General features: G+C 41.3%; 18 protein-coding genes. 7 read left to right on the top strand and 11 right to left on the bottom strand.

The window, feature by feature from the left end; translation table 11 throughout:
- Window positions 1-57 precede the first annotated feature (57 nt).
- From NSS65_RS05115 to NSS65_RS05100, 4 genes are all read left to right on the top strand, one after another.
- The gene (locus tag NSS65_RS05115; RefSeq protein ID WP_041117038.1) at window positions 58-1590 is read left to right on the top strand and encodes an FAD-dependent oxidoreductase; all 1533 of its coding nucleotides are present in this window, start codon (window positions 58-60) and stop codon (window positions 1588-1590) included.
- Window positions 1591-1682: 92 nt separating this feature from the next.
- A complete protein-coding gene (locus tag NSS65_RS05110; protein ID WP_024426546.1) occupies window positions 1683-2978 on the top strand; it encodes a globin-coupled sensor protein in 1296 nt (431 codons plus the stop codon).
- A gap of 61 nt (window positions 2979-3039) precedes the next feature.
- Window positions 3040-3624, top strand: a complete 585-nt coding sequence (locus NSS65_RS05105; RefSeq protein ID WP_024426547.1) for a histidine phosphatase family protein — start codon at window positions 3040-3042, stop codon at window positions 3622-3624.
- A 387-nt stretch (window positions 3625-4011) separates the two neighbouring features.
- A complete protein-coding gene (locus NSS65_RS05100) occupies window positions 4012-5157 on the top strand; it encodes a S8 family peptidase (protein WP_034282323.1) in 1146 nt (381 codons plus the stop codon).
- 45 nt (window positions 5158-5202) lie between these two features.
- On the opposite strand, the gene NSS65_RS05095 is transcribed toward NSS65_RS05100, so the two are convergent.
- Window positions 5203-6489: a M48 family metallopeptidase gene (locus NSS65_RS05095; protein ID WP_034282187.1), complete on the bottom strand. Its 1287-nt coding sequence runs from the start codon at window positions 6487-6489 to the stop codon at window positions 5203-5205.
- Window positions 6490-6666: 177 nt separating this feature from the next.
- Here NSS65_RS05095 and NSS65_RS05090 point away from each other — a divergent pair, with 177 nt between their 5' ends.
- Window positions 6667-7074, top strand: a complete 408-nt coding sequence (locus tag NSS65_RS05090) for a hypothetical protein (RefSeq protein ID WP_034282188.1) — start codon at window positions 6667-6669, stop codon at window positions 7072-7074.
- 71 nt (window positions 7075-7145) lie between these two features.
- Here NSS65_RS05090 and NSS65_RS05085 read toward each other — a convergent pair whose 3' ends face one another.
- The 3 genes from NSS65_RS05085 to NSS65_RS05075 form a co-directional block, all read right to left on the bottom strand.
- Entirely contained in the window at window positions 7146-8699 is a 1554-nt protein-coding gene (locus tag NSS65_RS05085; protein WP_326135021.1) for a fatty acid--CoA ligase family protein, read from the bottom strand.
- A 172-nt stretch (window positions 8700-8871) separates the two neighbouring features.
- Window positions 8872-9861 (bottom strand): lipoate--protein ligase, encoded by a 990-nt coding sequence (locus tag NSS65_RS05080; RefSeq protein ID WP_098676786.1) that lies wholly within the window; start codon window positions 9859-9861, stop codon window positions 8872-8874.
- A 2-nt stretch (window positions 9862-9863) separates the two neighbouring features.
- Entirely contained in the window at window positions 9864-10607 is a 744-nt protein-coding gene (locus NSS65_RS05075) for an MBL fold metallo-hydrolase (RefSeq protein ID WP_211043018.1), read from the bottom strand.
- A gap of 156 nt (window positions 10608-10763) precedes the next feature.
- Between NSS65_RS05075 and yhfH the strand changes: the two genes are divergently transcribed.
- Window positions 10764-10901: a protein YhfH gene (gene yhfH, locus NSS65_RS05070; protein ID WP_008359029.1), complete on the top strand. Its 138-nt coding sequence runs from the start codon at window positions 10764-10766 to the stop codon at window positions 10899-10901.
- Between the two features lie 339 nt (window positions 10902-11240).
- A complete protein-coding gene (locus tag NSS65_RS05065) occupies window positions 11241-12530 on the top strand; it encodes a cation:dicarboxylase symporter family transporter (RefSeq protein WP_034282190.1) in 1290 nt (429 codons plus the stop codon).
- A gap of 34 nt (window positions 12531-12564) precedes the next feature.
- On the opposite strand, the gene NSS65_RS05060 is transcribed toward NSS65_RS05065, so the two are convergent.
- The 7 genes from NSS65_RS05060 to NSS65_RS05030 all read right to left on the bottom strand — a co-directional run bounded on the left by NSS65_RS05060 (window position 12565) and on the right by NSS65_RS05030 (window position 22611).
- Window positions 12565-13614, bottom strand: a complete 1050-nt coding sequence (locus NSS65_RS05060) for a M42 family metallopeptidase (RefSeq protein WP_034282191.1) — start codon at window positions 13612-13614, stop codon at window positions 12565-12567.
- Between the two features lie 143 nt (window positions 13615-13757).
- The gene (locus NSS65_RS05055; protein ID WP_065214193.1) at window positions 13758-16067 is read right to left on the bottom strand and encodes a YhgE/Pip domain-containing protein; all 2310 of its coding nucleotides are present in this window, start codon (window positions 16065-16067) and stop codon (window positions 13758-13760) included.
- Between the two features lie 64 nt (window positions 16068-16131).
- Complete coding sequence (locus NSS65_RS05050) at window positions 16132-16710, bottom strand: TetR/AcrR family transcriptional regulator (RefSeq protein WP_041117030.1); 579 nt, start codon at window positions 16708-16710, stop codon at window positions 16132-16134.
- Between the two features lie 175 nt (window positions 16711-16885).
- Complete coding sequence (gene hemY, locus NSS65_RS05045; RefSeq protein WP_326135020.1) at window positions 16886-18298, bottom strand: protoporphyrinogen oxidase; 1413 nt, start codon at window positions 18296-18298, stop codon at window positions 16886-16888.
- A 22-nt stretch (window positions 18299-18320) separates the two neighbouring features.
- Window positions 18321-19259 (bottom strand): ferrochelatase, encoded by a 939-nt coding sequence (gene hemH, locus NSS65_RS05040; protein ID WP_224426390.1) that lies wholly within the window; start codon window positions 19257-19259, stop codon window positions 18321-18323.
- Window positions 19260-19291: 32 nt separating this feature from the next.
- On the bottom strand, window positions 19292-20350 hold the full coding sequence (gene hemE / locus NSS65_RS05035; protein WP_024425464.1) for a uroporphyrinogen decarboxylase: 1059 nt from the start codon (window positions 20348-20350) through the stop codon (window positions 19292-19294).
- Window positions 20351-20475: 125 nt separating this feature from the next.
- Complete coding sequence (locus NSS65_RS05030; RefSeq protein ID WP_326135019.1) at window positions 20476-22611, bottom strand: PBP1A family penicillin-binding protein; 2136 nt, start codon at window positions 22609-22611, stop codon at window positions 20476-20478.
- Between the last annotated feature and the right edge of the window lie 29 nt (window positions 22612-22640).

The following is a 22640-nucleotide window of genomic DNA, read 5'->3' as shown; positions in this document are numbered from 1 at the left end:
GTATGATTTTCAGCATTGTGGAAAAATTATACACAACAAATCATTGGAGGCGACAACATGGAACAAGAACATAAAGGAATGGAACAGGCAAAATCGTTATGGCTGGCGGATAGTCAGAAGCATTCTTTTCCTGCTGTCAGTGAAGATCTCACAGCAGATGTGATCATTGTCGGCGGCGGTATTACCGGTATCGCTGCGGCGTTTGAAATGACAGAGCGAGGACTAGATGTGATCATCATTGATGCCGAACAATTGCTGCAAGGCACGACCGGACACACAACGGCTAAAATCACCTCACAGCATGATGTGTACTATTATGAGCTGATTCAACAAATTGGGATGCCAAAAGCACGTTTGTATGTAGAAGCAAATGAGAAAGCAAAAGACCTCATTCAAGCTCGTATCAAAGAGCACGACATCGATTGTCAGCTAGAGATAAAAGATGCTTACCTTTATACAAAGGAAGAAAGCGGTGTAAAAAAGTTAAAGAAGGAATTAGATGCCTACAAACAGCTTGGTATTGACCGGGAATGGAAAACAAAGCTTCCTTTTGACGCTGACATTAAAGCAGCCCTTGCGATGACCAATCAGGCACAGTTTCATCCCCTTCATTATCTCAATGCGCTAATCGACAAGCTCCTAGAGCGAGGTGTACGTATCTTTGAACAAACAACCGCTGTTGATGTAAAAGAAGGGAACCGCCCTGCTGTCGTCACAAAAAGCGGATATCATCTGACAGGGCGCTATGTCATTTCATGCTCACACTTTCCTTTTTATGATGGAAAAGGACTTTATTTCACCCGTATTCATCCAGAGCAATCCTATGTCGTAGCAGCTAAAACAACCAAACCACTCACAGACGGAATGTACCTAGGAATTGACCAGCCTGCTCACTCTTTAAGAACGGCAGAATGGGACGGAGAAGAAGTAGTCCTCATCGGAGGAGAAGGCCATAAAACAGGACAAGGCGGAGATGAATCCGCTCACTATGAAGGACTAGAAACGTTTGGAGACGCCACCCTTGGAATAGAAGAAGTGCTGTATCGCTGGTCAACCCACGATATGGTCACAATGGATCAAATCCCTTACATTGGCCGCCTGACCAAACACCACCAGAATATCTTTGTAGCAACCGGCTTTAGAAAATGGGGCATGACCACAAGCCACGTCGCAGCCACTCTTATCGGTGATTTAATTGAAGGAAAATCGAATCCATACGAATCAATCTTTACGCCATCAAGACCTGTTACTGACTCTTTCGTCAAAGATTTCGTTAAAGAAAATGCCAATGTCGCTGCCAAGCTGATCAGTGGTAAATTCAAACGAACTGATCAAACAATCGATGATTTAAAACCAGGCGAGGGCGGCATTATCTCGTATGAACATAAAAAGTGCGGCGCCTATAAATCAGAGGATGGGAATGTCTTTCTAGTCGATACAACATGTACTCACCTAGGCTGTGAAGTGGCTTGGAATAATAGTGACCGCACTTGGGATTGCCCGTGTCACGGTTCACGTTTTTCCATTACTGGAGAAGTAGTAGAAGGCCCTGCTAAAAAACCACTAAAAAGGTCATATAAAGAACAGTAAAATTTCACTCGTCCCCCCTTTAAAAAATCCAATATTATCCGATAAAAAACATAAAGTCTGATATTTTTGATGATTATGGGGGGACAAACACATTGTTATTTAAAAAAGAACCGAAAAGAAAAAACACTGCTTTTTTCACACAGCAGGATGATGGGATAAAACGAATCAACTTCTCGAACAATACGGACATCGCGAAACAAATCAAAATGATTGACCTGACGCAGCATGACCTATTGATATTAAAGCAGCTCAATCCAATTGTTCAGGATGATATTGCACATATTGTTGATAAGTTTTATAAAAATTTAGAAGTCGAGTCTTCCTTGATGCATATCATTCAAGACAATAGTTCTGTCGATCGTTTGAAAAAAACACTCCGCATTCATATTAGCGAAATGTTTGCAGGCGTGATTGACGAAGCCTATGTGGCAAAACGCATTAAAATTGCGCAAGTTCATTTACGGATTGGACTCCAGCCTAAATGGTACATGGCAGCATTCCAAGACCTTCTGCTATCAATTATGGATTTATTCGCTAACCATATCCAAGATTTCAAAGAATATCAGACAGCGGTCAAAGCGACGACGAAAATTTTAAATTTAGAGCAGCAGCTTGTCCTAGATACATTCCAAAATGAATATTCTAAAATTCGTGATGAAGCAGAAGAGCAGCAGCAAGAGCTTCATACAAAAATCACAGAGACTTCAAATTCGCTTGCTTCGCTCTTCTCAAACACAACAAGTGCGGTCGACAAGCTTGTCTCAAAATCGGATGAGATGGCGGACATGTCACAAGCTGGAACACAAATTTCAGCACAGGTCGAAGAAAAATCAATCGGCGGTAAAAAAGAATTAGAAATTCAGCAAACACAAATGAATCAGATTGATGGCAGCATGACGAAGATTGAAACAGAAATTAAGCGTCTTGAGGAAATCGCCAAACAAATTGAACAAATCTTTGGGATTGTCACAGGCATTGCAGAGCAGACGAACTTGTTATCTTTAAATGCTTCAATCGAATCTGCACGAGCAGGAGAACATGGAAAAGGCTTTGCTGTCGTTGCAAACGAGGTGCGCAAATTATCAGAGGACACAAAGAAAACGGTTTCAACTGTATCTGAACTTGTCAACAATACCAATTCACAAATCGCCATTGTCTCTCAGCACATTGCGGACGTGAATTTACTTGTGACAGACAGTAAAGAAAAAATGACACAAATCAATTCACTCTTCGATGATATCGTCAGCAGCATGAACTTAAGCAAAAACCAAAACGGAAAAATTGAAATTGACCTTCAGACTTTCCTTAACGAATTGAAGGAAGTCAAACAAACGGTGTCTCAAGTCGCAAGCTCCGTCGAATCCTTAACAAGCCTGACAAATCGCTAATACAGTCTTTTTTCTTCTGCTTTAGTATAATAGAAGAAAAGATAGAAAAGGCGGGATTTGATTGACAACAATTTGCCTAGTCAGACACGGGGAAACAGATTGGAATGCAGCGAAACGAATTCAAGGACGAACAGATATCCCTTTAAACGACACAGGTAAATGGCAGGCTGAACAAACTGGACTTTACTTAAAGGATGTCCATTGGGATGTTGTCATTTCCAGTCCACTAACAAGGGCAAAAGAAACGGCACACTTGATTTTAAATCATGTCCATGCTCCACTTGTCATCATGGATGATTTTATAGAACGAGATTATGGTGACGCTGAAGGCATGTCGTTTGAGGAGCGTCAGAAGCTGTTTCCAGATAAACAGTATCCAAATATGGAACCAATTGAGACGATTCAAAACCGAATGCTAGAAGGTATTGAGAAAGTCAGAGCCGCCTATCCAGATCAACATGTCCTGATCGTGGCTCACGGAGCTGCTATCCATGCTTTACTCACCACTTTGGCAGATGAACATATGGGTCTACAGAACACGAGACTTGTTAATGCTTGCTTAAATTATGTGGAATGGTCAGATGGTAAATGGAAGGTCCGTGATTACAACGTGGTCAGCCATTTAACTCAATCCGCCCCTTCTTAAAGAGCCTGTTATCTTAGCAGGTTCTTTTTTATGGCAAAAACAATGATAAAATAATATTTTTTTATATCGAAATTCGAAATAGATGCTAGACGATTCTACCTATTTTATGGCTTTTCGGGTATCGAATATTTAACCGGAAATGGATCATGAGAAAAAAAGCACACTCCCTTTTTAATAGAACATCGCTGAAATGATAGAATAAACATATTTTACCACCAGTTCCAAGTGACTTAATTCCCCAATTTTCGCTAGGACTTTCACAAAAATTCGGGTCTACTCTTATTTGCCTACTTCCCTTAAACTGAATATACAGAATAATCAAACGGTTCATTCTTATAGACTACGGATGATTATTCTGAAATAAGAAAAAAGGGATGTGGAATGTGCGTGAAAAAGAAAAATGTGATGACAAGTGTTTTATTGGCTGTCCCTCTTCTGTTTTCAGCAGGGTTTGGAGGATCCATGGCAAATGCCGAAACGGTCTCCAAAACAGATAGTGAAAAAAGCTATATTGTTGGTTTTAAAGCCTCTGCCACCACAAACAGCTCTAAGAAACAAGCTGTCATTCAAAATGGTGGAAAACTAGAAAAACAATACCGCCTCATTAATGCTGCACAAGTGAAAATGTCCGAACAAGCCGCCAAGAAACTTGAACATGACCCTAGCATTGCTTACGTAGAAGAAGACCATAAAGCAGAAGCATATGCACAAACCGTCCCTTATGGAATCCCTCAAATCAAAGCTCCAGCTGTACACGCTCAAGGTTATAAAGGTGCTAATGTCAAAGTAGCTGTCCTTGATACTGGAATCCACGCTGCACACCCTGACTTAAATGTTGCAGGCGGTGCGAGCTTCGTCCCTTCAGAGCCAAATGCCACCCAAGACTTTCAATCACATGGAACTCACGTAGCAGGAACCATTGCTGCCCTTGATAACACAATTGGTGTTCTTGGGGTCGCTCCAAGCGCTTCCCTATATGCTGTGAAAGTATTAGACCGTAATGGCGACGGACAATACAGCTGGATTATTAGCGGTATTGAATGGGCTGTAGCGAATAACATGGATGTCATCAATATGAGCTTAGGCGGACCAAACGGCTCCACAGCGCTTAAAAATGCTGTTGACACAGCGAATAACCGCGGAGTAGTTGTCGTTGCCGCAGCAGGAAATTCAGGTTCATTTGGCTCTACTAGCACCGTTGGCTATCCAGCAAAATACGATTCTACAATTGCTGTTGCCAATGTAAACAGTAACAATGTCAGAAACTCATCTTCTAGCGCAGGTCCTGAATTAGATGTTTCTGCACCTGGTACTTCTATTTTAAGTACGGTGCCAAGCAGTGGATACACTTCTTATACTGGAACATCTATGGCGTCTCCTCATGTAGCAGGAGCAGCAGCGCTTATCCTTTCTAAGTATCCGAATCTATCAACTTCTCAGGTTCGCCAGCGCTTAGAAAACACGGCAACACCGCTTGGTGACTCATTCTATTACGGAAAAGGGTTAATCAACGTTCAAGCGGCTTCTAACTAATCCAAATGTGATAATAAAAATCCGGCTGATCCAGCCGGATTTTATTTATTCCTGCTTTTTCGGCGTTTTCTCTTTTTCCGCTGCTTTTTCCATATCCATAATTCTTTCCATCATGGTCGGGTGTCCATAGCGGAAAATCTTCACTAGAAATGGTGGATTCACCTGGGAGAGCCCTGATTTTGCAAGCTTTTGAAAAGACGTTACGCCTGCATTCCCGTCTTTTGTCATGTTCACCGCATATTCGTCGGCTGCCCGTTCTTGATGCCTTGACACTGCATTTGTAAAAGGTGAAGCTGCAAATGACAGCATGGAAACGATGATTAAAAGAAGCGGAAGAGCGGCGATGTCGTTAGACACCTTGAGTCGAAATGAGGCTGCTCCTTTTTGATAAAGATAAAAATAAAGACGGTCGATTACAAAAAATCCGGCCAGTGACAGCACTAAATATCCTGCTAACCCAATATAGACATGTTTCATGACGTAATGTCCCATTTCATGCGCCATGATAAATAAAATTTCGCGGTCTTTCAGCTTTTGCAGTGTTGTATCCCATAAAACAATACGCTTATTTTCACCTATTCCTGTGACATAAGCGTTCATCGTATTCGTTTTTTCAGACATATTGACCTCGTATACATGATCTGCCGGAATATGCGCTTTGTCTGCCAGCGTTAATATCTTCTTCTCTAGGGCTTGATCCTTTAGTGGATAAAAATTGTTATATAACGGATCAATGACGACCGGCTGTATAAAGAAGAGAAACAGCGTAACTGGGACTGTCAAACACCACGCATACAGCCACCAGCGCTTTCTTCTCTTTTGAATCAGCCAAAAGAACACAATAGCACAAAGGGCAAGGAGCGGATATTGAATCCAAAAATCCAGTGTTTGATCTTTCAACCAGCTTGCCGTACTTTGTGAAGATACTCCGTAGTGTAAAGACAGCTGATAGCCAATCCATTTAATTGGGAATGAAATGATCATTGTTAAAAGTGACAGCACAAACACATACACAAGTTTGCTTAAAAACTTGAAACGGGCTGCTGCCAAGCTCCAGTCTGCTATTTTCCGTGAAAACCCTGAAATGAGCAAAAGAAAAAAGACATACCAATCTAATGGGATGGTTATGAAATACAGCAGGTTCCGTATGTTCGAGAAATTCTCACTGATCACAAGCTCATGGCTTGTCATAAAAGTATGCGGATCTGCACTTGTCTCTTTTATACTTTCAGGTACCGATGAATCCCCCATTAGAAACAAATACGAATAAATAAAAAGACCGTACAATATGTATGCTACCGTTACAAGAGCTATCCATTTACGTACTCGCACAGGTCAGCCTCCTTTCCATCCCTCTCTCTATTCTAGTCGCGCATTTTTTCGTTTAGAACCTGTCTCATGTGGCTCCATCATAGCATGCCCCATCTGAAAAAGCTTTCGCGAAAAAAATGATTATGCGGCTCAAAAATCGGAGAAGCTACATGTAAAACAGTAAGTTGGAGGATCAAAATGAAGAAAATCCTTGCAGGAGTTGTGATTTTTGGACTTTTATTAATCACTTTCTTTTATGTGTTCAGCCGGACGAGCGAAATCTTTGATGAGAATCGAGCAGAAAAATTGCTGCTCTCACCTGCGAATGAATCAATCTCTTATGAAATAGATGATAAGGACACAGCAGAAGATTTAATTGAAGAATTAAATAAAGGCAAACAAACAAGCAATCATCTCAAGAAAAATTTAAAAAAGCCTGATTATATCGCCAAGGTGATGTTCGGACGAACAAACGGCACCACCTTCCAGCTTTGGACCAACCGATCACAGGTCGTTTTTTTAGTTGATGGAACGTTTTATGAACTGAATCAAAAACAGTCGAATTCTTTTCAGAGACAGTTAAAAGAAGCCATTCAAAAGAGCTAAAATGTCTTTGAGAGAAAACCTTGAAGTGCGGGGATTTGTAAGGGAGCCTCCTCATCAGAGACTCCCTTTTTTTATTTACTTTCTTCTGCTTGATACTTTTCTCTTAGCGCTCTTCTTAAAATTTTACCTGTTGTGTTTTTAGGAATATCATCTATGAAATGGATCGTTTGGGGCTGCTTATATTTTGCTAAATAGCGTGAACAATGTGTGATGATGTCTTCTTGATTGATGTGAGCATGTTTCTTAGGGGAAATGTAACAGACGACTGCCTCTCCTGTGTTTGGGTCTGGCACACCGATGACAACGGCTTCTGCTACACCTTCATGTTGATAGAGTACTTCTTCTACTTCTCTTGGATAAACATTATAACCGCCAACAAGAATCATATCCTTTTTCCGATCGACAATGTAAATATATCCGTCTTCATCTCTTCTCGCCAAATCGCCAGTATACAGCCAGCCGTCTCTTAGTGCAGCTTCCGTATCTTCTGGCATTTGATAATAGCCTTTCATGATGTTTGGCCCTTTTGCTATCAGCTCTCCGACTTCATTAGGACCGACTTCTTCTCCAAGTTCATTCACAATTTTATTCTTCACATTCATAATGTCAGTTCCGACAGAACCCGGTTTTCTTTTTCCGTCAAGAGGATTGAATGCAGTCACTGGAGATGCCTCTGATAACCCATAGCCCTCAAGGACCGTAACTCCGAACTTTTTCTCAAAGCCATGCAGTAAGGCAACAGGCATTGAGGCACCGCCTGATATACAGATCCTCGCAGATGACATCGCTTCATTATGCCCCTCCTGTCGGTACAAATAGTTATACATGGTGGGCACACCAACAAATAGCGTTGGCTTCTCTTTTTCCATCATGCGCAAAAGCTCTGACGGGCTGAAATGCGGCAAGACATAAATCGTCGCGCCATGAATCAACGGCGCATTCATACAGACTGTTAAACAAAATACATGGAACATTGGCAAAGCGGCAATGACCTTGTCCTTTTTATCAATCGATAAATACTCAGCGACATCTCTGGCATTTGAATAAAGGTTGAAATGAGTCAGCATGGCACCTTTTGGTTTTCCTGTCGTGCCAGATGTAAATAAAATAACAGCGGTATCATCTGGCTGAATGGAAGGGTGTACGTTTTCATTCGCAGCACCTGTCACAAGCTTTCCAAAGAAAACAAGCCGATCAGATACTTCCTTGAAGCTTGATCTGCACGCCGCTTCATTTTCTGCACAAATAATGACTCTTTCAATGGAAGGAAGCTGCTCATACACCTGCTCGTACACTGGCAGAAGCTGTTCAGGCGCAACAATCCCTTTAACATCACCTGTGATGAGCATATATCCAATTTCACTAGGTGTGTATGTTGGGTTAATAGGCACAACGACAAGCCCTGCCTTTAATGCGCCAAAAAAAGAAATGACAAAATGCGGTGAATTTCCTAAAATAAGCGCGATATGATCCCCGGCTTGAAACCCTTCGCTCACTAATCCATCTGCAAAACGCTCGATACTTGTCATCAGCTCTCGATAGGTCCACTTCTTTCCTTCAAAGATCAATGCGATATTTTCTCCCTTCGTCATCGCTGTCTGCTGAAGATTTTTAATCAAATCCATTCTCCCACCCCTTACATGTCATCAATGAATGAATGACCATTCATTTTATGGCCGAACATTCCTCCTTTCTATTATAATCGACAATCGAAAAAATCCACAAGATCAAATGTAAATCGCTTTCATTTCCTTCAATCAAAAAAGCACTGCTATGCCTAGCAGTGCTTTCCCGCGATTAATAAATCAAATCAAGAAAATCCTCTTTTGATACGTTACCGAAATAGTGACGCATGTCCATATTTTCTAAGACGTCACTGATCGTTTTACGATCATATTGCTGGCCAATGAGCCGCTTCTCAATATCGGCAATATCTCCTACGCCAAAGAAATCACCAAAGATTTTGCAATCCTGGATCATCCCTTTTTTCACTTCTAATCGCAAATCAATGGAGCCTGCAGGGAATCTCTTAGAATGCTGCAAATTAAATTTCGGTGAACGGCCATAGTTCCATTCCCATTTTTGATAGCGATCTCGGGAAATCTCGTGAATCTTTTCCCAATCCTTTTCAGTCAGGCGATATTGAGGCACGTCCCCATTTGTATCAAAAATGTAGCTTAAAAGAATTTTTCTAAACTCTTCTGTTGTCATTTTTTGATCCATCAGTTCACTAATATTGGCAACCCTGCTTCTAATTGATTTGATGCCTTTTGATTCAATCTTTTCTTTTTTCACATTTAAAGCCGAAACGACATGTTCAATTTCTGAATCAAATAGCAGTGTGCCGTGGCTGAAAATACGTCCTCTTGTTGCGAACTGGGCATTTCCAGAAATTTTACGTCCATCTGCCATGATGTCATTTCTGCCGCTCAATTCAGCTTTAACGCCTAGCTTTTCAAGCGCTTTGATAACTGGCTCTGTGAACTTTTTAAAGTTATGAAAGCTGTCTCCATCATCTTTTGTGATAAAGCTGAAGTTTAAGTTCCCTTTGTCATGGTAAACTGCACCACCGCCGGATAAGCGGCGCACGACTTTGATTCCATTGTCTTCCACATACTTTGTGTTGATTTCTTCTATTGTATTTTGGTTCTTTCCAATAATGATCGACGGCTGATTGATGTAAAACAGCAAATATGTTTCTTCTGGATCTAAATATTTTAAGCAATATTCTTCAATTGCCAAATTAATCATTGGATCATAATGTTGTTCGTTATCGATAAACAGCATCTCTATCTTCCTTCCTTGTTCCATCTAAGCCCTGAATGGGCAAGCTGTATACTGCCAGTATATAACGCCTGTGCTTCATTGACTAGGTCTTTATGACGTCCAAAATGGGGCAGATGGGTGATGATAAGTTCCCCAACATTTGCTTCCTTTGCAATTTTCCCTACTTCCGTACTGTTCATATGTCCGGCACCTGATCCATCTTGTCCAGCGTAAAAATTGCTTTCGGCAATGAGCAGATCTGCCCCCTTGCTAAATGGAATAAATGCCTCCTGATAGCTTGAGTCTGCAGTATACACGACCACAGCATCTTCTGCCTGAATTCTCATCGCATAGCATTCTGCCGGATGAACCGTTTTCAAAAAATCAATTTGAAAGGGTCCGAGTTCAATCCTTTCTTCTGGCTGGTAAGGCTTTGCCTTTGTATGTACATCATCAGAAAGCCGCCCAAATGCTTCTTGATCACCAGTATGTCCATAGATCGGAAGCGGGCCGCTGCTTTTTCCTAAATGATATCCCACTAGCTTTGCATATTGGAGTGGTCCGATATCAGCAATATGATCGTGGTGATAATGAGAAAGGAGAACAGCATCTAGTTCTTCTATATCAATGTATTGCTGCAGCTTTGAAAGAACACCGCTTCCGCAGTCTACAAGAAGACGAAAGCCATTTGATTCAAAAAGGTAGCCTGATGTCGCTTCACCAGCTGCCGGAAACCCTCCATAGCATCCAATCACGGTTAAGTTCAACGTCATTTTTCCCTCCTTTTCTAAAAATCCCCTTCTTACAATATACCCATTTTTCAAGGAAAAAGCATTCTTCCTGCCTATTGTTACAAAACAGATTGACAATTATTAATCTGTTATAATACAATAATAGCAACAAATCGTATTGGAGGATGACAAATGCTAGGAAAAATCACAGAGTTTTTTAGAAATTTGCCCTCAAAGAAATGCACAAAATGTGGAAATGATTTAATGGAACAGCACGAGTGTTACGGTAATGAATGTGAGGAATGCTCACAAGTAAGTTATCTTAAATAAGGGAATAAATTGAATAAAAAAGCACTTTTTTCCTCCGTCATCAGTTGGAGTCAAAGGTGCTTTTTATTTTTTCTGAAAAATAGGTAAAAAGGTAAAACCCTCGTCACAAAAGGGTTTTTTAGTATTTTCATATGATGACTTTTAGTTCTGAAGGCACTTTTTATTGACTCGAAACAATGGAGGGGGTTCTAAATGTCTATTTTTTCTAATAATTTTGTATTTTCTTAATATAATTTAATCGTGGACGAACCTCTTTAAATTTAGTTATACTTTAATTCATATATTAAAACTTAATATGGTGGGAATATTCCTTTAATGAATATGTTAGGGAGGAAATCTATGAAAAAATTAAAATTTGGATTGGCTACTCAAATCCTAATCGGTCTTATTCTCGGTGTTGTTGTTGGGGCAATCTTTTTCGGTAACCCAGGTGTCGAGACATACTTAAAACCAATTGGAGACTTCTTCTTAAGGCTCATAAAGATGATTGTCATACCAATTGTCGTATCCAGCTTAATTTTAGGTGTTGCAGGTGCGGGTGATGGTAAAAAAGTAGGGAAACTAGGTTTTAGAACCATTCTTTATTTTGAAATTATCACAACATTTGCGATTGTCCTTGGTCTTGTGCTTGCAAACTTTGTACAGCCTGGTGCAGGCGTTGACTTTGGAAATACGGAAAAGCAAGATATTAGCCAGTATGTTGAAACGGAAAAAGAGCAAAGCAGCAAATCAGTTGCTGATACGTTCCTTCATATCGTTCCAACGAACTTCTTCCAATCATTGGCGGAAGGTGATTTGCTTGCGATTATTTTCTTCACTGTGCTATTTGCACTTGGCGTTTCAGCAATTGGCGAACGCGGTAAACCAGTGCTCGCCTTCTTCGAGGGTGTATCACATGCCATGTTCCATGTCGTCAATGTTGTGATGAAAGCTGCACCATTTGGTGTATTTGCACTCATTGGTGTGACCGTATCAAAATTTGGTCTTGAATCTCTCATTTCATTAGGTAAGCTTGTAGGTCTTGTTTATTTTGCGCTCGCTCTCTTCCTTATCGTTGTATTCGGAATTATCGGAAAGATGATTGGCGTCAATATTTTCAGATTTCTTGCTTACATGAAAGACGAAATGCTTCTTGCCTTTAGTACATCCAGCTCTGAAACAGTTTTACCAAGAGTCATGGATAAAATGGAGCGCATCGGATGTCCAAAAGGAATTGTTTCGTTCGTTATCCCAATCGGTTATACGTTTAATCTGGACGGCTCCGTCTTGTATCAAGCCATTGCTGCGCTTTTCCTTGCACAGGTATATGGCATTGACCTCACGATCGTCCAGCAGCTTACACTAGTTCTTGTGCTGATGGTAACATCTAAAGGAATGGCTGCCGTTCCTGGTACTTCATTTGTTGTATTACTCGCGACATTAGGAACGATCGGTGTACCTGCTGAAGGTCTTGCATTTATTGCAGGTGTGGACCGTATCATGGATATGGCACGGACTGTTGTCAACTTAACAGGAAATGCACTTGCAGCTGTTGTCATGTCTAAATGGGAAGGGCAGTATGACCCTGAAAAAGGACATCGTGTGATGACTGGACAAGAGGCACCTGAGCCAACACAGCTTTCAAGCTAACCAAAAAGAACCCCATCTATCAGGGGTTCTTTTTTTATGCTGTGATTAATGGTGATTGAACATAGTAGTAAAGGAGATCCGCTGTATGGACAAGTGAATCTTCATGTGTTCTTTCAAAAGCATGCGAGGAATCTATACCAGGACCAATCAGTCCATGAATGATATCATGCCCTGCTCTAATGGCTGCTGATGCATCAGAGCCATAATAAGGGTAGATATCAAGGCGGTAATCAATGTTGTTCTCTTCTGCTAATGCAGCTAAATGCTTGCGAAATCCATAGTGATAAGGGCCGCTCGAATCCTTTACACAAATCGATACACTGTATTCATCTGTCGATTGACCGTCACCGATCGCACCCATATCTACAGCGAGATATTCCACTGTTTCTTCTGGAATATTCGAGTTGCCGCCGTAGCCAATCTCTTCATTATTGGAAATTAAAAAATGCGTCGTATGCGGCAATGTGATGTTTTCCTTTTGAATCCGGTGGATGAGCCGCAAAAGCAGCGCAACACTTGCCTTATCATCAAGATGTCTTGATTTAATAAACCCTGAAGACGTCACTTCCACTCTCGGATCAAATGAAATAAAGTCCCCTACTTGAATGCCAAGTGCTTTGACATCGTCTGCATTTTTCACCTTTTCATCGAGACGAATCTCCATATTTTCTTGGTTTCGTTTCGCTTTTCCAGCATCCGCATAAACATGAACGGATGTTTGATGCATAAGAATGGTCCCTGTGTATGTATGGCCTGATGCTGTTTCAATTTCACAATATTCGCCTTCAATTGAGTTATATTGAAAGCCTCCAATAAGTGCAAGACGAAGCCGTCCATTTGATTTAATTTCCTTAACCATCGCACCGAGCGTATCGACATGCGCTGTCAGCATGCGGTGTTCCTTGTCATCTGTTCCTTTGATTGTGGCAATTAATCCGCCTTTTCGATTTCGTTTTGTCTCAATATTCAAATCTTGTAAAAAACGTTCAACAAAGCCGATCACTTTTTCCGTATTTCCTGATGGACTTGGGATTGATACGAGCTTTTGAATCAGCTGAACGGTTTCGTTTACTTCAGTTGTCATTCGGCATTTCCTCCTTTGTCTGAAAGCAATTCCTTCCATGTATGCCTTTTTCAGCATCTCTTCTTAAAATATATCGCTTCAGGTTCGAGATGTCTAATTTCAAATGAAAAATCCTTCCTCTATAAAGAGAAAGGATTCATGAATTAAGCTTCGTCCTGTTTCATTTTTCTTACGTTCCAAGCAAAGTATGCTGTTGTTGCCGCCATCATGATGATCGCAACTGTTCCAAGGATCGCTGCTTGGTGCCATAAATAGCTGTCATCACCGCTTGCAATGATCGTTCTAAATCCGTTGATTGTATACGTCATTGGAAGCAGACTATGAATGACTTGGAAGAATTTCGGCACAAGTTCAAGCGGGAATGTACCAGCACTTGCTGCGAGCTGAAGAACCAAGATAATAACGGCAATGAAGCGTCCTGGGTTCCCCATAGTTGTCGCCAGCAGCTGAATGATCGCTAAGAATGTCAGACTGACGATAATCGCAAAGAGATAGAAGCGCCAGAGGCTTTCCACCTCAAGACCAAGCCCAAAGATGAGCATGGAGCTTGCAATGACTGCTTGCAGGATACCGACAAAGAGGAGTACGCTATATTTGCTGAAAAACCATTCAAACGCGTTTCTAGGGCGTCCAGCAGGGTCTTTCATTGGGAATACAACGGTGAGCATGAGAGCCCCTACAAAGAGTCCCATCGATAAAATATAAGGTGTGAGCCCTGTACCATAATTATCGATCTTTTTCGCTGTATCATTTTCTGTTTTCACGGGACTCGCAATCATATTGTAATTGTCTTGACCCGCATCAATTTCTCCTGTTTCATCAGCGGCACTTTTTAATTTATCGGACAGCTTACCTGTACCGCTCTTTAAATCTCCCAATCCTTTATCGAGTGATTTTGAGCCTTCAGCAAGCTTAGATGTGTTGCTTTGGATATTCGTTGAACCACTTTCCAGCTTATTTAACGCTGCACTCAGCTGGCTTGAACCATTCGCAAGCTTATCTGCACCGCTTTTCGCTGTATCCAGCTTTCCATTTGCTGTTTGCAGACCATCTTGTAATTGGCCTTGACCTGTTTGGAGCTTAAGTGCACCTTGATACAATTTATTCGTTCCAGATGTCATTTGATCAATCGCACTTTGTATCGCGACTGTAGATGTGTACAGCTGTTCCGTTTTCTTTGGCAGCTGTTTGACTTGCTGCAGCTGAGCTTTTGCAGAAGCAACCGCAGATTGAACCTCACTTGCATCAGGCAGTTCCTGCAAGGCCGCTAAGCTTTGTTCAAGTCCAGACAGATCTGGCAGTTCGATTTTAGGCAGACTGTCAAGCTGATCCATTGCCGCCTTTTTCTCTTCATCTGTCATTGAGCTGTTTTGGATGATGCTTTTTACTTTAGCATCTCGATTCGATAGCGCTTCTTTTAATGAAGCAAGTTTTGTACTAAACGTTTTTGCGTCTTTTTTCACCTGATCGAGTTTAGGCGCCATCTTTTCAAGATTCGCTAATTCTGGTGACGACAAGACTTTTTCTACTGCTTCAATTTTTTCTGAAAAAGATTGTGCTTTGTTGTTTAGCTGCTCAATACCCGCTGTGAATTGCGGCATTTTAGAAGCGAGCTGCTGATGACCTTCACGGCTTGTGTTTAACCCTTCAGTCAATGTATCAATTCCTGTACCAAGCTCTCCAAATTTCTGATCGATGGTTTGATAGCCTGTTAAGAGCTGGCCAAGTCCGCTGTCAAGAGATTGTATCCCTGTGTTCAGTTCACCCATTTTACCAGCAAATTGATGAACACCTTCGCTATAGGTTAACGTTCCTTCAGCCAATTTTGCTAAATTGTCCTTTAACTTGTTACTGCCATCTTTTGCATTTTTTGTTCCGTCATCAATTTTCTTCGCACCATCGCTTGCTTGATCTAAGCCTTTTGCAATCGTTTTGAAGTTATCAAAAATGACCTCTGCATAATTTTTTGTGACTTCCTTTGAAACCGAATCTTTTAATTTGATAATGGCATTATTCGCAATTTGTGACGCCGCATAGTTGGCGCCTGGATTCGTATAATATTTCAGATTCGATTTTTTTGGATGCTTATCAAGGACTGTACTTGCATTTTTCGAGAAATCCTTTGGTATTTCCACGACGAGATAATAATCCTCATTATTTAATCCCTTCACTGCCTTTTCTTCACTATCGACAAAGTTCCATTTGAAATTATCGTTTTTCTTTAATTCCTTCACTAAATCATCGCCGACATGCAGTGTCTTCCCGTCATAATGACTGCCTTCATCCAAGTTGACAACCGCTACAGGCAACTGATCGACTGTACCATATGGATCCCAGTACGCTTTTAAAAATACACCGCTGTAAATCAGCGGAATAAATAAGACAGCTAAAATCGGGATCAGTAGTTTTTTGCTCGTCACAATGTCTTTCCATTGATTCCGAATTAAATTCATTGCTGTTTTCCTCCCATAGATGAATGACTAAATTTAGAATTTGGTCATTTGAACTTAAAAAAAATTATGGTGCTGCTAAAAGTCCTTTGAGTACATAAAGTTCCAGCGACTCGGCCACCTCTTCTTTTGTTAAAGGCTCGTATCGCTTTTCCCAATCAAAAATAAGTGCAATATATAGTTTCACCATCACAAATGCAGTCAATTCAGGATCACATGGCTTAATGTCGCCTTTATCAATCGCTTCTTTTACTTTCGTTTTGATATAGCGAATGATCATTTGCTCCATCTTCTCAATCATTTCCTTGACCGCTGACGTGCCAAGCTCCGCACTTTCCTGAAAGATTTTGATTGTGAGCTGGTGGTTTTTTCGAAATTCCAATATTGCAAAGAGTGCTAAGTGAAGGTTTTCAGAGAAACTTTTTTCCTCATCCATTGCTTCATCCGCAATTTTCCTCATCTCCATTAAAAGGGATGTGAAAATTTCATCGAACAGCTCTTCTTTGTTTTTGAAAAAGGTATAAATGGTTCCTTTTCCGACGTTGGCAAGCTTCGCCACAAGGTCCATTGTGGTGGCTTTATACCCGAATTGAGTAAATGCCTTCGTAGCCCCGTCTAAAATCATTTGTCTCCTATCAACACTCATGATCTCACTCCCAAAATGACTATTTGAACGTTTTGGTCATTAAGTACAGAAAGTAATATACCACACCCTTTTCCCCGGATGCAACAATTTTGTTCACATTTATGATTCCCAACTCTTTTTGATTGATTCGAACATGAAAAACTCCCTTTCCATGACAGAAAAGGGAGTTGTTTTTTTATGAAAATAGGTAAGATAAAGCTTCTGAAATAGCAGCTTTTCCTTGATCAATACAATCAGGGATTCCGACACCTTCAAAAGCAGCACCTGTGATATAAACACCAGGATATGATTGCTTAAACGTTTCTCGCATGTTCGAAATAGCTTTTTGATGACCGACGTGATATTGCGGCATGCTCGTCTTCCAGCGAGTCACTGTCGTCAGTTCTGGATCTGCTTTAATATCCATGATTTTTTTCAAATCCTCCAGCACGATGCTGACGATTTGATGGTCTGACTGCTCGACAATTGATTCGTCGCCAGCTTTCCCTACATAGGCACGCAATAGCGTTTTTCCTTTAGGAGCTGTATGCGGCCATTTTTTGTTCGTCCACGTACAGGCTGTAATAGAGAAATCACTGTTTCTTGAGATGACAAAACCAGTACCGTCATATTCATTATGAACATCCTCTTCTTTAAAACCGAGTGCAACCGTTGCAACAGAAGTAGATGTCATATCATGCAAGTACTCAAGCCCCGCTTCTTTTGGAAACATGGAATAGATCGATTGATGCGGAGTTGTCACAATGGCTGAATCAGCAAAAAGCGTTTGACCGCTGTCTAACTGCACACCGTAGCCTCCATCTGTTTTTTCAATCTGCTTCACTTTTGTCCCTTTATAAATCGTTGTCAGCTTGAGCTTGCTTTCTACTGCTTCAACAAGCGCTTGAAGTCCTTGATTGATCGTTTGGAACTGCCCTTGTTTTTTCGCTGTCACTTGCTGCGCTTTCGCATGCTGCTGTGATTTTTTCATCCCAAGAATCAAACTGCGATGCTTTTGTTCTGTTTGATAAAACTGCGGGAAGGTGGACATTAAGCTGAGACGGTCAATGTCACCTGCATAAATGCCTGATAGAAGAGGTTCGATTAAATTCTCAACTACTTCATCACCGACACGTCTTCTAAAAAATTCACCGAGCGACTGATCTTCTGTTTGCTTGCTTTTTGGCAAGACGAAATCCATTGCCGCTCTCGCTTTTCCTGCAACTGAAAAAAGACCGGTTGTGATGAATGGGCTGATTTGAGTTGGAATACCCATGACAGCGCCTTTTGGCATCGGGTGAAGGGTTTCATTGACTAGTACATACGCCTGCCCTGTTTCATTATTGACGAGCTGACCCGCGAGACCTACATCTTTCGCCAGCTGCGGTCCACTGACCTTTCTTTCTAAAAATGAATCAGGCCCACGTTCAATGATGTAGCCGTCTTTATATAATGTTTGGATTTTTCCACCTAGCCTAGGGCTCGCTTCAATAAGAGATATTTGAATGGGAAGACCTTTTTCTTCGACTTCCTTTTCCAAATAGAAGGCGGCGGCTAAACCAGTGATGCCACCGCCAATGATGACAAGGTGTTTTTGATTGTCATGCATAGGATCGCCTTCTTTTATATAATTACTTGCTTTCGTCAAGCTTCTTTAATACAACAGTTGCGAGAGCATCAATAAATGCTGGTTTCGCATTTGGCATTTCTGGTCGATAGTAGGCTGCACCGATTTCGTCTGTCACGACTTTACATTCATAATCGTTGTCGTATAACACTTCAAGATGGTCAGCGACAAACCCAACAGGCACATATACGAACGTTTTATAGCCTTTTTGTTCGAATAGGTCCCGTGTTAAGTCTTGAACGTCTGGTCCAAGCCATGGATCAGGCGTGTTGCCTTCGCTTTGCCAGCCTATTTCATAATGTTCAATTCCTGCACCTTCTGCAATCATTTTGGCAGATTGTGCGAGCTGATCAGGATATGGATCTCCTGCTGCAATAATCTTTTCAGGAAGGCTGTGTGCAGACACAATGAGTACGGCTGATTCTCTTTCCTCATCACTCATTGATGCATACGTATCCTTCACTTGTTTCACCCAATAGTCCACAAACTTCGGCTCATCGTACCAGCTTTCCACAGACGTAATCTTCAGATTGCCAAGCTTGTCTGCCTCATCTTGTGCACGCTTGTTATACGATTTCACGCTAAAGGTTGAAAAATGCGGCGCAAGAACAATACTCACTGCTTCTGTGATGCCGTCCTTGTGCATCTCTGCAACTGCATCCTCAATGAACGGCTCAATATGCTTTAAGCCAATGTAGACATGAAATTCAATGTCGTCTTGGATGTCGTTCAAATGATCACACAAACCATTTGCCTGCTGTTCGGTAATTTTTGATAAAGGAGAAATACCGCCGATTGCCTTGTAGCGATCCTTCAAATCTTGCAGCATCTCTGGCTCCGGCTTTCTGCCTCTACGGATATGTGTATAATAACGCTCAATATCTTCTTCTTTATATGGGGTGCCATATGCCATGACAAGAAGTCCCATTTTCTTTTTCTCCACAACCAACACTCCTTCAGATCATTTGAAATAGTTTAGATGGATGATTTTTTATGTTTCGCTGAATAATCGTGAATAAAATCTGTCAGCTTCTTTAACGTATCTGGTGAAACATCTGGAAATACCCCATGACCTAAGTTAAAGATAAAGTGATCTGATTTCATTCCTTGATCTAAAATATCTTTTGCTCTCTCTTCAATGACTTCCCAAGGAGCAAGTAAAATAGTTGGATCAAGGTTCCCCTGTAACGTTTTTGTGAGCCCTTCTTTTCTTGCTTCGTCTACACTCATACGCCAATCCAGTCCAACCACATCAAGTGGCAGGTCATGCCAATCTTTCGCTAAATGGCTTGCACCAACTCCATACATGATCATTGGGACGTTTTCAGATTTCAGCTCTGTGAAAATTCGCTGCATGACAGGCTTAATGAATGTCCGGTAATCTGCGGCATTTAAAGCACCAACCCATGAGTCGAAAATTTGAAATGCACTGACCCCGGCTTTTACCTGCGCACGTATGTACGTGATCGTCATATCAGCTAACTTGTTCATGAGCAGCATCCACGCCTCAGGATCACTGTACATCAGCGCCTTTGTTTTATGATAATTTTTAGATGGACCGCCTTCAATCATATAGCTTGCCATCGTAAATGGTGCGCCAGCAAAACCGATAAGCGGAACATTCAGCTGCTCCTTCGTTAAAAGCTGAATGGTATCAAGCACATATGGCAGGTCTTCTTCAGGATGAAGTTCCCCAAGACGTTCAATATCTGCTTTAGATCGAATCGGTGCATCAATCACAGGTCCAATTCCATTTTTAATTTCTACGTCCACTCCAATAGCCGGAAGCGGGGTCATAATATCTTTATATAAAATAGCGGCATCTACACCATATTGTTCTACAGGAAGTCTTGTTACATAAGCACATAACTCTGGCTGATGCGTAATTTCAAATAGCCCGTATTTTTCTTTAAGGGCACGATATTCAGGCTGTGAGCGTCCTGCCTGTCTCATATACCACACTGGTACATGGTCTGTTTTTTCCCCTTTACACGCCTTTAAGAACGTGTCATTAAAAACCTTCGTTTTTCCCATTACCTTTCATTCCACCTTTCGCCTTATACTCTCTTTTTGTACAAGGCTCAAACCTGCTTTTACTATACCGTTTTTTCAAGGCACGGTATACTAAAGCGGCTCAATGTTCAAAAAATCGCCGAATATTAACGTCCAAAAGCCTCTGGCTTGACATATGGACTGCCTTCTCCTTCTTCTTGCGTTTGGGTATTATATGGAACAACCTTATACTCTGCATTTGAAAATACATTGGCATACGGCATTGTATAGCTGTCCACGCCAGTCACTGTGTCGATCAGCGTCTCGCTTCCATTTCTCTTTTCATAGATGCGGTATTCAATGCGTTTATCCTCCTGATTGTCCCAAGACAGCTCTAATGTAAACAAGCCTTTGATTTTAAACGCATAGCGGGCTTCAAATCCTGATAATCCCTCTAAATGGATGGGCGACTCGAGCTCTTTAATCCCCTCTGGTTTTTCAAACGTTTCATTGGTGATTTGAGCTGCTGTTAAAATATCTTTAAACAGCTGCACCGGGAATTGACTGCCGCCGGTTAAATAGTGACTGTTATCGGTTTTGTCATACCCCATCCAAATCGCACCCGTTGTACTAGGCGTATAGCCGGCAAACCAAGCATCCTTTGTTGCACCTTTCACACCTGAATATGTGGTCGTACCTGTCTTACCTGCTAAATCTCCAGCGTATGAACCGCTCTGGGCTGTCCCGCCTTTGACGACTTGCTGAAGCATTCTTGTCATATTCCAAGCATTCTGCACGCTAAACACTCGTTCTTGCTTACCACGATTCTTTTCTACAGTTTCTCCTTCATCATTGGTGATTTTCTGAATGAAGAAAGGCTTTTTATATACGCCTTCATTTGCAAATGTATGGAAGGCTCCAGCGATCTGTAATGGAGAAACTCCTTTTTCTAAACCGCCAAGCGCCATGGCTAGTCCTTTATCCGAGATATCTATCCCCATTTTCTCAAGATATGATTTCGACGTGTCAATGCCCAGCTGGCTTAACGTCCACACAGCAGCGGTATTTTTACTTTTCATGAGGGCATCCACCATTGTGACCCTTCCTTCATACTGCCCATCGTAATTCTTTGGTGAATAGCCGTCATAGCTTTTTTCTTTGTCTTCAAGCAATGAATAAGGTCTGAATTTTTTCTCCTGCATTGCCGGACCGTAGACCGCGATCGGCTTAAAAACAGATCCAGGCTGCCTAACAGCTGTCACCCTGTTGTAGCCTCTCGCCTGATATTCTCGTCCACCGATGGCTGCTTTCACTCCACCAGACTCGTTATCAATGAATACGGCGCTGCCTTCCGGAGAACCGCTTTTTCCCGGGAAATAACGGTTGTTCTTCATCGCATCATATGCGGTTTTTTGCAGATTCATATCAATCGGAACTGTAATGGTATAGCCGCCTTGAAGCAATTGTTCATGTGAAATGGCATACTCTGACTCTGCTTCTTTAATGATGAGATCAACATAGCTGTCCACCCAAGGCGTTTCTGATTTCTTTTTCAAATGAATGCCTAGTGTTCTCCCTTTTGCTTCTACTGTTTCTGTTGAAGACAAATATCCTTGTTCGTTCATTAAATTCAGGATGGTGTCCCGCCTTTGTTTATTTTTATCAGGGTGTAAAACAGGCGAATAAGAAGATGGTGCCTTTGGCATCGCAGCGAGTGTGGCACCTTCGCTGACCGTTAAATCTTTGACATCCTTACTAAAGTAATAATTGGCTGCTGCCTGAATACCATAAACACCATGGCCAAAGTATAGCTGATTCAAATACATCTCAAGCAGCTTATCCTTTGAATAATCTCTTTCTAAGTTAATGGCAATAATGACTTCTTTTGTTTTTCGAAGAAAGGTTTTGTCATTTGTGAGAAAAATATTTTTTGCGAGCTGCTGGGTGATTGTACTGCCGCCCTCTACCTTCCCTCCTGCTAATATATCTCGATAAACCGCCCTTGAAATAGACTGTGCATCAATGCCGTGATGCTCATAAAAACGCTTGTCCTCAACAGCCACAAAAGCTTTTGCTACTTTATCAGGCACCTCTTTTAATGACACAGGATCCCGATTTTCTGAATACATGCTTGTGAGTTCTTTTCCATTCTGATCAATGATTTTGGAGGAAGCGTGAAAAACAAGCTTCTTTTCATCTATGACATAATGTCCTAAAAATAAAATCGTCAGATAGCCAATAAATGAGAGTACGATTGTACTTCCTGCAATGACTAATGGAATGATTATCTTCTTTTTCTTCAAATTAGGTCACCTCATTCCTTTATACGGAT

The organism is Bacillus sp. FSL K6-1006, from assembly GCF_038593175.1.
In the GTDB taxonomy this organism is placed as follows: domain Bacteria; phylum Bacillota; class Bacilli; order Bacillales; family Bacillaceae; genus Bacillus; species Bacillus safensis.
The sequence above is the reverse complement of the archived record's forward strand: the minus strand, read 5'-3'. Positions and strand labels throughout refer to the sequence as shown.